The sequence below is a fragment of the Sporosarcina contaminans genome (genome assembly GCF_042679045.1).
Classification (GTDB): Bacteria; Bacillota; Bacilli; order Bacillales_A; family Planococcaceae; genus Sporosarcina; species Sporosarcina contaminans.
In genome coordinates this window covers 150,928-164,938 of record NZ_JBHTLT010000016.1, presented here as the reverse complement: position 1 = coordinate 164,938, position 14,011 = coordinate 150,928, and the positions used below count along the sequence as shown (strand labels likewise).

The following is a 14,011-nucleotide window of genomic DNA, read 5'->3' as shown; positions in this document are numbered from 1 at the left end:
ACAGGAGGCATCTATTATTCAGACGCGGAAACTAAAATGACCGGTTAGGAAACATCTTTTCTGGCTTCATAAGCCCCGGTTTTGAAGGATGGGGTTTATAAAGAGCGATCGCTTTATCGCCTTTTGTAAAAGTAATCATGTCAACTTCTCTCAGTGCGGGATGCTGCGGAAGCACTTGCCCGTTTTTAACTTTTTCAAATAAGGAATCATCTACATCAATGAACTGGAAATCGCCTAGTGCATCTTCTAATGGCCTCAAAAAGTGGTCAATCTCACTATTTTCCACTTTTTCCTTCACTTCATCTAAAGTTAAGCATTGCTCTTTGCGAAAGTTGCCAGAGGCAGTGCGTACCAATTTTTTCATGTGAGCCGGATAGCCCAATAACTCCCCAATCTGGACAGATAATGTACGAATATAAGTCCCTTTGCCGCAAGAAACCCGAATTTGAAAATCAATTTCTTCTCCTTCGAATGACTCGCCTACTTCTTCTAAAATAATGCGATGAATTGTCACTTTACGATTTGGTCGTTCAATTTCCATTCCTTTTCTTGCATATTCATACAATCTTTTTCCATTCACTTTCACTGCAGAGTACATTGGAGGCACTTGAATAATTTCACCTGTTAAAGTGATAAGCGCTTTTTCTATTTCTTTTCTCGTAATTTTTTTATTTGAAAAATCTTGGGCGATGATTGCTCCGTCTGCATCTTCTGTTTCAGTCGCTTTTCCGATTGAAACGGTCGCTACATATTCCTTCCCAGCGTCCGTTATATATTCAGCAACCTTTGTCGCCTGCCCGATACAAATTGGCAATACACCTTCTACATTCGGATCCAATGTACCGGTATGGCCGATTTTTTTCGTTCCTAAGATTTTTCTCAGTTTAAAAACGCAATCATGTGAAGTCATACCTTTTTGTTTCCACAAAGGAAGAATGCCGTCCATATTGTTCCTCCTACCTTATGTAAAATAGAGGAAGTCGAAACGTCCGATTGGACTACGACTTCCTCTTCATCAATCTTCTTCTTTGTGCACTTGGCGAAGAAGCGACTCGATTCGATTGCCGTATTCAACTGAATCATCGAATGCGAATTCCAACTCAGGTGTTTTACGAAGGCGGATTCTTTGGCCGATTTCAGAACGGATAAAACCCTTCGCTTTCGTTAAGCCCGATAATGTCGCTTCTTTCTCTGATTCATTGCCCAATACGGAAATGAATATAGTTGCTTGCTGCAAATCCCCTGTCACTTCGACATCTGTTACCGTAACGAAGCCGATTCGAGGATCTTTTAATTTTTGACCGATAATGCCGCCTAATTCTTTTTTCATTTGTTCAGCGACACGGTTTGCACGCATTGACATGGATGTCACCCCGATTCTGTCTCAATAATAATCAAGAAGCATATCTGTCATTTCCCATTCAGGATTCGATTCTAAAAATCGGATAGCCCTTCGCGTCTCCCCTTCAGCCGCATCTTTAGAAGAGGCGACTGAAACGAGCGCAATCGTAGCTCTTTGCCATAAGTCCTGATGATCTACTTCAGCAATGGAAACATTGAATTCGTTCTTCACCCGATCCATCATCCGTTTTAGTATGGATCTTTTTCCTTTAAGAGAATGGACATCCGGAATAAAAAACGTGCATTCCGCATAGACAATCATGCCCGTTTAATTTCCTCCATAACGAATGCCTCAATGATATCGCCTTCTTTAATATCGTTGAAGTTCTTAATCGTTATACCACATTCATAGCCTTTTGCAACTTCTTTTGCATCGTCTTTGAATCGTTTAAGCGTATCCAATTCACCTTCGAAGACAACGATATTGTCTCGAATGACACGGACCCCTGAATCGCGTGTAATTTTCCCGTCCGTAACATAGCTACCTGCAATCGTACCTATTTTCGATACTTTAAATGTTTCGCGGACTTCTGCTTGGCCAATCACTTTCTCTTCATACTCCGGATCCAATAAACCTTTCATCGCTGATTCGATTTCTTCGATCACTTTGTAGATGACACGGTGCAGACGGATATCGACGCCTTCCTCTTCTGCTGCGCGCTTCGCATTGACATCAGGACGTACATTGAAGCCAATGACAATTGCATTTGATGCAGCTGCAAGTGAAATATCGGATTCATTGATTGCGCCTGCTCCTGTATGAATGATCTTGACATTTACACCTTCGACTTCGATTTTCATAAGGGATGCAGCCATAGCCTCGACCGTACCTTGAACGTCCGCTTTAACGATCAAGTTCAGTTCTTTCATTTCCCCTTGTTTCATCTGGTCGAATAGATTATCAAGTGTAACTCGTGTTTTTTCCACTCGTTGCTCTTGTAATGCTTCTCCTGCTCTTGCTTCACCGATTTGACGTGCTGTTTTTTCATCTTCGAAAACGACGAAACGGTCTCCGGCTTGCGGTACATCACTTAAGCCCGTAATCTCAACAGGGGTAGATGGACCAGCCTCTTTTACTCTGCGACCGATATCGTTAATCATTGCACGCACTCTACCATACGTATTTCCTACAACGATCGGATCTCCAACGCGAAGAGTTCCATCTTGCACTAATAGTGTCGCAACAGAACCGCGTCCGCGATCAAGTTGCGCTTCGATTACAGTTCCGCGGGCATTGATGTCTTTTCTAGCCTTTAACTCCCCAACCTCTGCAACTAAAAGAACCATTTCCAACAGCTGGTCGATTCCTTCGCCTTTTAACGCAGAAATAGGTACGAAAATTGTATCGCCGCCCCAGTCTTCTGCAACAAGACCTTGTTCAGTCAATTCCTGCATGACACGGTCCGGATTGGCGGTCGGTTTATCCATTTTGTTTACAGCAACAATAATCGGCACTTCTGCTGCTTTTGCATGGTTGATCGCTTCGATCGTTTGAGGCATGACCCCGTCATCGGCAGCTACGACTAAAATTGTAAGATCTGTAACCTTTGCTCCACGTGCACGCATTGTTGTAAACGCAGCATGTCCCGGTGTATCAAGGAAAGTGATTTTTTTGCCCTCGACTTCGATTTGATAGGCACCGATATGTTGAGTAATGCCCCCTGCTTCGCCTTGCGTTACTTTCGTATCACGGATAGAATCCAACAATGTTGTTTTACCATGGTCGACGTGGCCCATAATGGTTACGACTGGAGGACGTTCCGTTAGTTCCGCATCTTGTTCTTCTGATTCCTCAAAATATATTTCAAGATCTGTTACATCGATGCGAACTTCCTCTTCGACTTCAACTCCATAGTCGGCACAGATCAATTCAATAGCATCTTTATCCAATTCTTGGTTAATTGTTGCCATGACACCAAGCATAAATAGTTTTTTAATGATCTCCGATGGTTCCTTGCCTAACTTGTTTGCAAGTTCTCCGACGGATAGCGATTCGTAAAATGTAATTTTTTCTGGTAGTGGCTTTTCCACTTTCGGCATTGGATTTGCCGGACGATGTCTTCTACGCCCTTGGTTAATGCCTTTTGCTGGTGGTCTTCCTCCACGTCCACCACCATTCGGTCGGTTTCCTTGACGTTGACCTTGAGCTTGTCGATTGCCGCCGCCCTGGCCTGTTCGTTGTTGTCCACCTTGTGCTGGACGATTTCCTCCACTTTGTTGGCCGCCCTGTGCTGGGCGATTGTTAGCTTGCTGTCCTTGCGCCGGGCGGTTACTTCCGCCTTGTTGGCCTTGTGCTGGACGATTGCCATTGCTATGATTTTGGCGCTGCTGACCTTGTGAAGCTTTATTGCCTCCTTGGCCTTGTTGTTTATTCCTTTGTCCGCCTTGACCGTTTCCTTGGCGTTTGTTGTCATTGGAAGGTTTTCGATCCTGTTGCTGATTGTGCGAACCAGTTTTTCCAAAACGCTGATTTAATTTTGAGACAGCGTCTGTATCCAACATAGACATATGGTTTGTAACTTTCACATTCATTTTTCCAAGCTCTTCAATAACTTCCTTACTCGTCCGATTCGCTTGTTTCGCGTATTCGTGTACACGTATTTTCGTCATTAGCCCACCCCCGGTTATATTCGTTGAGGAGCCCGGACAGCTTTTTTGCGAATCCACTATCCGTTAACGCGAGTACAACCCGCGACTCTTTTCCGATTGCATGGCCGAGAGCATCTCTGCTCCCGAACACATGCTTCTCAACGTTATATGTGTTGCATTTATCATTTAATTTCTTTTCCGTATTCTTTGAAGCATCTTCAGAAACTATGACAAGACGGGCATTGCCCGAACGGATTTCTTTCACTACCAAATCCTCGCCGGTAATGATTTTCCTTGCTCTTGCTGCCATTCCTAACAATTGGAATATTTCTTGTGGATGATTCATTTCAATGCCTCACGACGGATTGCGTGGAGAAGATCATCGTACACTTCATTTGGCACTGAGACGCCTAATTGGGTTTCGATCGATTTTTGGCGCTTTGCTGTTTCAACAGCGGCTTCGGTTTTCGAAACATATGTCCCTCGGCCAGATTTTTTTCCAGTCAAATCGACAGAAACTTCTCCTTCTTTAGTGCGGACGATCCGGATCATGTCTTTTTTCGGCAACATTTCACCTGTTGCCGCACATTTGCGCAAAGGGACTTTCTTTTTGCTTGTCATGGGCAATCATCCTTTCAGCTCAATTGTCTTCTGTATCAGAGTATAAATCGAATTCTTCCAACTTATTTTCTTCCGATTTCAGTTCTTCATCTTCTTCAAAATAAGGAGTTTCCTCATAATTATCGTCTCCATCTTCCTCAATGCTATATACATCGTTTTCATACAACAATGCATGATCTGCATTTTCGAGTGACGGAGGGTAAATGCCTAATTCTCGCGCGTCAGTTTCGCTCTTAATGTCGATTTTCCAGCCGGTCAGTTTCGCTGCGAGCCTTGCATTCTGTCCGCGTTTCCCGATTGCTAAGGAAAGCTGATAATCCGGAACAACGACTGTTGTAGAACGCTCTTCTTCATTCACTTCAACATATAGTACTTTTGAAGGGCTTAAAGCATTTGCTACAAAAACAACTGGATCTTCAGACCATTCGACAATATCGATTTTTTCGCCGTTTAATTCGTTTGAAATCGTTTGGACACGCGCTCCTCTTGCACCTACACAAGAGCCAACCGGATCGACTTCCTCGTTTGCCGTGTAAACAGATATTTTGGAACGGTCGCCTGCTTCGCGGGCAATCGATTTGATTTCTACGACGCCATCATAAATTTCAGGAACTTCCATTTCAAACAGTCTGCGCAATAAACCTGGATGTGTTCTCGAAACGAATACTTGAGGTCCCCGGGACGTATTTTCAACCTTCGTGATGTAAACTTTAATGCGATCATGTGGCTTATAGGTTTCACTGCTAATTTGTTCACCGATTGGCAGTACAGCTTCAACCTTACCGAGACCGACATATAAATTTCTTGGATCCAGTCGTTCAACAATACCGTTTACGATATCGTCTTCACGGTCGACGTACTCGTTATAAATCAATCCTCGCTCGGCTTCACGAACTCGCTGTGTAACAACTTGCTTTGCAGTCTGGGCCGCGATTCTGCCAAAGTCTCTTGGTGTAACCTCTTCTTCAACAATGTCGCCGACCTCATAGGCCGGGTTAATTGCAATAGCATCTTCAAGTGCAATTTGCAGCCTTTCATCTTCCACTTCTTCCACTACATCTTTACGAGAATAAACTTTCATTGTTCCTTTATCCAAGTTTAAATCAACGCGCACATTTTGCGCCTGATTGAAATTGCGTTTGTAGGCGGTAACAAGTGCTGCCTCAATCGCCTCGACAAGCACATCCCTTGAAATGCCCTTCTGTTTTTCAAGGGCAGTCAACGCATCGAGTAGATCGCTACTCATAATTAATCACTCCTATATTCAATTATGCAGAAAAATCAATTGCCAATCGCGCAAACGCAATTTTTTCCTTATCAATGGAAATGGTCAATTTGCGGGTTTTAATCCGAATTTCCATTTCAATGGCGTCATGTCCATACGACAATAAGTATCCTTCGAACTCCTTCATACCGTCGATCGGTTCATATGTTTTTATAAAAACGTATTGGCCGATCGCCTTCTGAAAATCCGCTTCTTTCTTCAAGGGACGTTCAGCACCCGGCGATGATACCTCGAGGAAATAATTTTGAGGGATTGGGTCCGTCCGATCCAACTCCTCACTTAATCTCTCGCTCACTTGCGCACACTGTTCGATGTCGATGTTCCCTTCAGGTGTATCGACATAAACTCTTAAAAACCAATCTTTTCCTTCTTTTAAAAATTCAACATCTACTAATTCCAACTCGAGTTCGTTCACTATCGGACTGACGAGTTTTTCAACTTCTTCTGTAATTTTACTCATCATTACCCTCCCGAAATTTGATTGAAGCTTCTGGCTTGTAGCTATCATTTCCGTACAAACAACAGAAAAGAGCGGGAAGGCACCCACTCTTTTTACGCAAAACTTATAACAAAAGTTGCTACAATTGTACCATTCATATACGATCATTGCAACTGTAATGCTTTTTAGTCTAAAACAGCGACAATTGATTTGTATCAGGCATTCCTTCGAGACAGCCTAAATTGTCCATATATTCTACAACAGTTTTAGACACTCTGCCCCTTTGCTGGAAATCTTCTTTTGATAAGAAAATGCCGTCTTTCCTTGCTTCAACAATCGTTTTTGCTACGTTTGTACCTAACGAAGGAATCGCATTGAAAGGAGGGATGAGCTGATTACCTTCGATAATGAATTTCGTTGCGTCCGATTTGTATAAATCAGGCTTCGCAAATGAAAAACCTCGTTCACACATTTCCAACGATATTTCAAGTACAGTCAATAAGCTTTTCTCTTTTGGTGATGCTTCAAGTCCTTTATCGTTGATCTCTTTAATTTTCGCCCTGATGGATGCAGAACCGTTCGTCATCGTCACCAAATCAAAATCAGTCGCTCTGACCGAAAAATAAGCCGCATAATACATGATCGGATAATGCACTTTGAAATAGGCAATCCTCAATGCCATAAGTACATATGCAGCAGCATGGGCTTTCGGGAACATGTACTTAATCTTTTTACATGAATCGATATACCATGCAGGTACGTTATTCGCTTTCATTTCCTCTTCAAATTCAGGCGTCAAACCTTTTCCTTTCCGCACAGACTCCATAATCTTAAACGCGATTGCTGGCTTGAGCCCTTGATAAATCAAATACACCATAATATCATCACGACAGCCAATAACATCCGACAGTTCACAAATCTTATTTTGAATCAGCTCTTGTGCGTTTCCAAGCCATACATCCGTTCCGTGTGACAATCCTGAAATTTGGATTAGCTCGGAAAATGTCGACGGTTTCGTTTCCTCTAACATTTGGCGTACGAAGCGAGTGCCGAATTCAGGTACGCCTAATGTCCCCGTCTTACAATCTATTTGTTCTTCCGTAACACCTAAAGATGAAGTCCCACTAAAGAGCGCCATAACACCTTCATCGTCAGGAGGAATTGTTTTTGGATCAATTCCTGATAAATCTTCCAACATTTTAATCATTGTCGGATCATCATGGCCTAATATATCCAATTTCAAAAGGTTGTTGTCGATTGAGTGAAAATCAAAATGAGTCGTCCTCCAACTTGAGTTGACATCATCCGCAGGGAACTGGATGGGTGAAAAGTCAAAGATTTCCATATGATCTGGAACTACAATAATACCACCTGGGTGTTGTCCCGTATTGCGCTTCACACCTGTGCAGCCTTGAACTAATCGATCGATTTCTGCGCCGCGCAAATGCAAATTATTATCGTTCATATAACCTCTCACATAACCATAGGCTGTTTTCTCTGCAACAGTCCCAATCGTACCCGCCCGATATACATAATCTTCACCGAAAAGAACTTTCGTATAATTATGAGCATGCGCTTGGTAATCACCGCTGAAATTCAAATCGATATCCGGCACTTTATCGCCGTCAAAACCGAGGAACGTTTCGAATGGAATGTCTTGTCCATCTTTTTTATACATCGTCCCACAAGATGGGCAAGCCTTGTTCGGCAAGTCAAAACCAGAACCGACGGAACCGTCGTCAAAAAACTCCGATGTTTTGCAAGATGGGCAAACGTAATGCGGCGGCATTGGATTAACTTCGGTAATTTCCATCATTGTAGCAACTAAAGATGAACCGACGGATCCCCTTGAACCAACTAAGTAGCCATCATCTAAAGATTTTTTTACTAACTTATGAGAGATAAGGTAAATAACCGCGAAACCATTATCGATAATTGATTTTAATTCTTTCTCCAATCTCGCTTCAATAATTTCCGGAAGCTGTTCACCGTAGATTGAACGTGCCATCGTATACGTTAAATTACGTACTTCGTCATCCGCCCCTTCGATTGCTGGCGTGTAAAGATCATCTTTAATTACTTTCACATCGCCGATTCGATCAGCAATCGCTTGCGGATTATCGATAACAATTTGTTGTGCGACTTCTTCGCCTAAAAATGAAAATTCCTCTAACATATCGTCTGTCGTCCTAAAATGGACAGCAGGCAATTGGTGGCGGTTCAATGGGTTAGCCCCACCTTGCGATCTGACAAGTACTTGACGATACATCGCATCCGTCTCGTCAATATAATGGACATTGCCAGTCGCACAAACCGGTAATCCGGTTTTCTTGCCTAATTTAATCATTTTACGCATAATATCTTCCAAATTCCATTCATCTCTCACTAGTTCCATTTCAATTAAGTGAGAATAAACTGGTTTTGGATGGAGTTCAAGATAATCATAAAACTTCGCAATTTCTTCGACTTCGTCGATCGATTTTTGCATTAATCCTTCAAACACTTCGCCTTTGTCACAGCCTGAACCAACTAATATGCCTTTCCGATGTTTGATGAGCAAGGATCTTGGAATTCTCGGAACTCTATAGAAATAGTCCATATGGGAGTATGACACTAATTTAAATAGATTTTTCAATCCTTCATCATCAGTTGCCAATAATGTACAGTGAGATGGTCTTGATCGCTTATACGCATCCCCTTCTCCGATATGGCGATTGAAATCATCCAACCATTCAATGCCCTTCTCCTTCGCATCTTTCATAAGCCTTACGAATAGGTGGGCTGTCGCCTCGGTATCATAAATCGCACGGTGATGCTGCGTCAACTCAATGTCAAATTTCTTCGCTAACGTATTCAATCTATGATTGCGCATCTCCGGATATAGGAATCTCGCCAATTCCAACGTATCAATTGTTGGATAGTTCCGATCATGTACACCCGCTCTTTTGCTCGCCTCATAGAAAAAGCCCATATCAAATGACGCATTATGTGCAACCATAATGGAGTCGCCAATAAATTCTTTAAAGTCCTTTATAACTTCAGATACTTCTGGCGCGTCTTTTACCATATCATCGGTTATCCCTGTCAATTCAGTCGTCGTTGAAGATAGCGGATGATGGGGATTAGCAAATCGCTCAAACCGCTCTTTGATTTCTCCATTAACTACTTTTACTGCTGCCAACTCAATGATCGTATCATACACCGCTGAAAGCCCAGTCGTCTCGACGTCAAATACGACAAAAGTATCTTCTTCCAGTTCTCGATGCTCTTCATCATAAACGATTGGAACACCATCATCGACTAAATTTGCCTCCATGCCAAATAACACTTTAATGCCATTTTTCTTCCCTGCAGCGTATGCTTCAGGGAAAGATTGCACATTTGCGTGATCGGTAATCGCAATTGCAGGGTGTCCCCATTTGGCAGCTTGTGCCACTAAAGCCGATGCAGAGGTAACCGCATCCATCTGGCTCATGTTTGTATGCGCATGAAGCTCAATTCTCTTTCGATCTTCCGGTGCTTTATCTTGCCTGATGATCGGCTTAACTTCCATAATGTCTTGTGCCATCATAATAAGATCTCTTACAAATGTATCATTTTGAATACTACCTCGCGCTTTCACCCACGCGCCCTTCTTCAATGTTTTCATAAGCTCTGCATCTTCGTTATCTCTTGAAAATATTTTCACTAAAATTGAATCTGTATAGTCGGTCACTTTTGCAGTCAGCAATGAGCGTCCACTTCTTAGCTCTCTTACTTCAACGTCAAATACATAACCTTCAATTGTCACTCTTCTCTCTTCATCCTGTATCGATTGAATGTCTATGATCTGTTCATCCGACTTAATCGGAATGCCTAAAACGAAACGCCGATCGCCAAGCTCTCCATTCTCTTTCTTTGTTTCTCGCTGTTGCAAGTTGGCAAGAGCCTGTTTTGCAAACTCTTCCTCTTCTGCTTGCCGCTGCGCTAAAAATGCGAGCCGTTCAGCTTCTTCTTGGTCGTTGTTATTTTCCGCGATCGAAAAATCGAAGGCAATTTGCGGGAATCCGAATGATTGGTACACTTCAGATAAAAGTTTTGCATATTTATTTTTTAATGTTTGTTGCTCAAAATCATTGGAACAGCTAAGGGTAACCTTCTCAGGTCCTGTCACCAAAGGTTTTTGACCTATTAATCTATCTCGAATAGGCGGTGACATATCCCTCAACTCTTCTATGACAAATGGCCAATAGCTTATAAATTGTTCTGCATCTAAACGATCCTCATTTGAGCTGATTTGAATTCGAACAGTTGCAATTGCGGCAAAAGCATCGTGTAACCTTTGGCGGAAAACTTTATAAACGTCGTAAGGCAAAGGACGTTGCAATTTAATGGTGAATAGCCAAAGACGCGATTTCCGATGCACATCGACCCGTTCTAATGTTCCTTGCTCAAAATGGATGACATGTTGATCGTCCGTCAATTCAATTTGCTGCAAAAGTGTCAATAATTTCATTTTATCATCCATGATGATCCCCCTGTTCTAACAGTGAAAAGAAGGGAAAAGGCAACTTCATTAGCCCTTCCCCTGCGCTTTTTTTAATGAATGAAGAAGAGTCCTTTTACCTTATTCCCGGAAATAAGATTGCAGCTTTTCCGTAATTTCTTCCTTTTGCCACTCGACTGTTTCACCAGTATCTCTGAATTTCACTTCGATCATTCCTTCAGAAGCCCGTTTCCCAACGACTAATCGAATTGGCAACCCGATTAGGTCAGCGTCACTGAACTTTACACCGGCCCGCTCATCGCGGTCATCGTGCAAAAGATTGTATCGATATGAAGTTAATAGATGGTATAACTCTTCGGATAACTGTTTTTGTACTTCATCATTCATATTAATCGTCAATAGATGTATATCATACGGCGCAAGTTTTTTCGGCCATTTAATGCCGTTCGCATCATTGAATTGTTCAACAAGAGCTGAAAATATGCGAGAAATGTAGATTCGATAAGAACCAGTCACGAAAGGCTGTTCTTTTCCTTCTTCATTTACATATGAAGCATTCAATGCTTCACTATAAATCGTTCCTAATTTCGAAACACGCCCTACGTCGATGCCTTTGGCAAATCGAATTGTTCCTTTTCCATCAGGAGAAGGGTCACCCTCTTGAATAATCCTTAAATCTGCATATTGATCTACCGCATAATCACGTTCTGCATTGACATTTACCAAGTGGACATCATTTATGTTTGCGCCACAAATTCCATTAACGATTGAAGCAACAGCATTGTCTGCATATACTTTCAAATCTATCGGCAATTTCACTGGACCAATGGAACCGACATTGCATGAGAGAATCGTTGCTACCTCTTCTTCGGAAGCCATTTCAATTTTGCTTGAACTGACTACGCTACGCAACTTTTCCATATTAAGCTCATGGTCGCCCCGGATTAAAACAGCTACTAATCCATCCTCCGTTTTGACGATGAGCGTCTTAATAATTTTTGAGGACGGTACATTTAAAAATGCAGCAACTTCTTTAATCGTCCGTAAATCTTTCGTGTCGACCTGTTCAATCTCTTTTTGGAGCTCTGTCGATTTTTTGTAGTCAATGTTTACTTCAGCGGTTTCAATAGTAGCAGCGTAAGATGATGAATCGCTATATGCGATAATTTCTTCCCCCGCATCCGATATAGAGAAAAATTGATGCACAGGTTCCTGATTCATCCCATCACCTAAGGATACCACTTCTCGAACTTGCAAATTTAGCCTTGCAAATATATTGGCATATGCTTGTCTCATCTCATCATATTTCATTTGCAAGCTTTCATTAGAAGTATGGAACGAGTATGCATCTTTCACAATGTCTTCCCTGCTTCGCAATAAACCGTGTCGTGGGCGTTGTTCATCAATAAATTTGGAAGCAATCTGAAATACTGTTAAAGGCAATTTCTTATAAGAATTCACTTCAGCAGATATAAGCGAGGTGATTAACTCTTCCTGCGATGGACCAACTGCGAATTGCCTTCCATTATGATCTTGCACTTTAAAAAGTTCTTTTTCCGAAGTTGACCATCTTCCTGTCTGCTCCAACAAAGAAGATGATTGCATAATCGGCATTGCCAATTCAACCGCTTCTAATTTTTCCATTTCTTCCTGAATAACCGCTTCAATTTTACGAATTACCTTTTTCGCCAATGGAAGAAGATGATAAATACCACTTGCATGTTGCCGTATGTATCCTGCCCTTAACAAAAGCTGATGGGAAGCAATTTCAGTATCTGTAGGCGTTTCTCTCATAGTAGGTATAAATGTTTTTGATTGTTTCATTTATATTACCACCTCGTTTTCAAACACATTTTCTCTACTGAAAATGAGAATGGCACCATGAATCTTTTCGTCCGATAAGAAGTCAGGTGCCATTCCATATTGTGCTAAAAGAAAAATCTTTGGATGTCATTCCAAGTTACAACAACCATTAGCACCATTAATAACATAATGCCGACAAAGTGAATCATGCCTTCTTTCTGCTTATCGACCGGTTTCCCTCGGATTGCTTCAAAGAGGAAGAAGAGTAACCTACCGCCGTCTAATGCAGGCAAAGGAAGTAAATTCATAATCCCTAAGTTGATGCTAAGCATTGCTGCCCAATTCATTAGTGTAAAGATGCCAAATTGTGCAACTTCCTCAGTTGCTTTGTAAATACCGACCGGTCCACTTAATGCATCGATTGTAAATTGACCGGTTACAAGCATTCCCAATAATTCGAAGATCCTCTTGATCCACGTATACGTCTCTTGTGCCCCGAATACGACAGCTTTCAACGCATTTTTTTCCACCGGGCTCGTATATTCTACTCCAATTTGACCATACTTGTGCCCCGCTTCTTTAAGCGTGTCGGGTGTGACAAGCAATGTTACAAGCTCTCCGTCACGCTCCACTTTCATTTGAAGCTGTTCACCGGGGTGATCTTTAATTATGTCAGAGAACTCGGTCCAAGACTCGATTGACTCGCCATCCACTTCCTTAACAAAATCGCCGTTTTCCATTCCAGCCTCATAAGCCGGCCGATCATCCAATACCTTAGTAATGATTGGCTCGTTTGTAGGCACTCCATGTAACAGGCCGATCGCCAGGAAAATGAAAAATGCTAAGATGAAGTTGAATAAAGGTCCCGCAAAAATCGTCATCGCACGGCTGCCCAACGGTTTCGAATCAAATTGCCGGTCATAAGGAGCAATTAATGTTTCCTGCCCCTTCTCATTGACGATCGCATCCCTAGCGATATTGAAGCGAACGATCTTTCCTTCTTCATCATAGCCTTCAATAAAGAGCTTTCTGCTCAAATCCGCTTTCTCCACTTCCAAGAATAAGACATTCGGATTGTTCACATTGCGGTTTAAGTAGATTTTCTCCACTTCATCTTCCTCGTTCAGTATGATACCGACGCGATAGCCAGGTTGCAGCTCAACTGTATCAAAATCCTCTCCTGCCATTCGGACGTAACCGCCTAAAGGCAAAATACGGATTGTGTATAAAGTTTCCCCTTTTCGGAGAGATAAAATTTTCGGTCCGAATCCAATTGCGAATTCCCTCACTAAGATACCAGCCTTTTTCGCGAATAAGAAATGCCCTAATTCATGAAAAAAGACAAGAGAACCGAAAATGATAATAAACGCGATAACGGTTTCCATCA

General features: G+C 42.1%; 11 protein-coding genes. All 11 read right to left on the bottom strand.

Annotated features, from left to right (window positions below; all coding sequences use genetic code 11):
- Window positions 1-31: 31 nt before the first annotated feature.
- The gene (gene truB, locus ACFQ38_RS03475; protein WP_381479794.1) at window positions 32-946 is read right to left on the bottom strand and encodes a tRNA pseudouridine(55) synthase TruB; all 915 of its coding nucleotides are present in this window, start codon (window positions 944-946) and stop codon (window positions 32-34) included.
- 69 nt (window positions 947-1,015) lie between these two features.
- On the bottom strand, window positions 1,016-1,363 hold the full coding sequence (gene rbfA / locus ACFQ38_RS03470) for a 30S ribosome-binding factor RbfA (RefSeq protein ID WP_336822512.1): 348 nt from the start codon (window positions 1,361-1,363) through the stop codon (window positions 1,016-1,018).
- A 21-nt stretch (window positions 1,364-1,384) separates the two neighbouring features.
- Complete coding sequence (locus ACFQ38_RS03465; RefSeq protein WP_336822511.1) at window positions 1,385-1,663, bottom strand: DUF503 domain-containing protein; 279 nt, start codon at window positions 1,661-1,663, stop codon at window positions 1,385-1,387.
- On the bottom strand, window positions 1,660-4,011 hold the full coding sequence (gene infB, locus ACFQ38_RS03460; protein WP_381479793.1) for a translation initiation factor IF-2: 2,352 nt from the start codon (window positions 4,009-4,011) through the stop codon (window positions 1,660-1,662). The genes ACFQ38_RS03465 and infB overlap by 4 nt, the downstream gene beginning before the upstream one ends.
- The gene (locus ACFQ38_RS03455; protein ID WP_336822509.1) at window positions 3,959-4,336 is read right to left on the bottom strand and encodes a YlxQ family RNA-binding protein; all 378 of its coding nucleotides are present in this window, start codon (window positions 4,334-4,336) and stop codon (window positions 3,959-3,961) included. Before ACFQ38_RS03455 ends, infB begins: the two co-directional genes overlap by 53 nt.
- A complete protein-coding gene (gene rnpM, locus ACFQ38_RS03450) occupies window positions 4,333-4,611 on the bottom strand; it encodes an RNase P modulator RnpM (RefSeq protein ID WP_336822508.1) in 279 nt (92 codons plus the stop codon). Before rnpM ends, ACFQ38_RS03455 begins: the two co-directional genes overlap by 4 nt.
- Window positions 4,612-4,630: 19 nt before the next feature.
- A complete protein-coding gene (gene nusA / locus ACFQ38_RS03445) occupies window positions 4,631-5,857 on the bottom strand; it encodes a transcription termination factor NusA (RefSeq protein ID WP_336822507.1) in 1,227 nt (408 codons plus the stop codon).
- Between the two features lie 22 nt (window positions 5,858-5,879).
- On the bottom strand, window positions 5,880-6,356 hold the full coding sequence (gene rimP, locus ACFQ38_RS03440; protein WP_336822506.1) for a ribosome maturation factor RimP: 477 nt from the start codon (window positions 6,354-6,356) through the stop codon (window positions 5,880-5,882).
- Window positions 6,357-6,525: 169 nt separating this feature from the next.
- Window positions 6,526-10,842 (bottom strand): PolC-type DNA polymerase III, encoded by a 4,317-nt coding sequence (locus ACFQ38_RS03435; protein ID WP_381479791.1) that lies wholly within the window; start codon window positions 10,840-10,842, stop codon window positions 6,526-6,528.
- A gap of 99 nt (window positions 10,843-10,941) precedes the next feature.
- Window positions 10,942-12,645 (bottom strand): proline--tRNA ligase, encoded by a 1,704-nt coding sequence (locus tag ACFQ38_RS03430; RefSeq protein ID WP_336822504.1) that lies wholly within the window; start codon window positions 12,643-12,645, stop codon window positions 10,942-10,944.
- A gap of 104 nt (window positions 12,646-12,749) precedes the next feature.
- The gene (gene rseP / locus ACFQ38_RS03425) at window positions 12,750-14,009 is read right to left on the bottom strand and encodes an RIP metalloprotease RseP (protein WP_336822503.1); all 1,260 of its coding nucleotides are present in this window, start codon (window positions 14,007-14,009) and stop codon (window positions 12,750-12,752) included.
- Between the last annotated feature and the right edge of the window lie 2 nt (window positions 14,010-14,011).

Coding starts and splice junctions, on each gene's coding strand:
- rimP (WP_336822506.1), bottom strand. CDS start 6,356: ATGAGTAAAATTACAGAAGAAGTTGAAAAACTCGTCAGTCCGATAGTG.
- ACFQ38_RS03430 (WP_336822504.1), bottom strand. CDS start 12,645: ATGAAACAATCAAAAACATTTATACCTACTATGAGAGAAACGCCTACA.
- rbfA (WP_336822512.1), bottom strand. CDS start 1,363: ATGTCAATGCGTGCAAACCGTGTCGCTGAACAAATGAAAAAAGAATTA.
- nusA (WP_336822507.1), bottom strand. CDS start 5,857: ATGAGTAGCGATCTACTCGATGCGTTGACTGCCCTTGAAAAACAGAAG.
- ACFQ38_RS03435 (WP_381479791.1), bottom strand. CDS start 10,842: ATGGATGATAAAATGAAATTATTGACACTTTTGCAGCAAATTGAATTG.
- infB (WP_381479793.1), bottom strand. CDS start 4,011: ATGACGAAAATACGTGTACACGAATACGCGAAACAAGCGAATCGGACG.
- rnpM (WP_336822508.1), bottom strand. CDS start 4,611: ATGACAAGCAAAAAGAAAGTCCCTTTGCGCAAATGTGCGGCAACAGGT.
- ACFQ38_RS03465 (WP_336822511.1), bottom strand. CDS start 1,663: ATGATTGTCTATGCGGAATGCACGTTTTTTATTCCGGATGTCCATTCT.
- rseP (WP_336822503.1), bottom strand. CDS start 14,009: ATGGAAACCGTTATCGCGTTTATTATCATTTTCGGTTCTCTTGTCTTT.
- ACFQ38_RS03455 (WP_336822509.1), bottom strand. CDS start 4,336: ATGAATCATCCACAAGAAATATTCCAATTGTTAGGAATGGCAGCAAGA.
- truB (WP_381479794.1), bottom strand. CDS start 946: ATGGACGGCATTCTTCCTTTGTGGAAACAAAAAGGTATGACTTCACAT.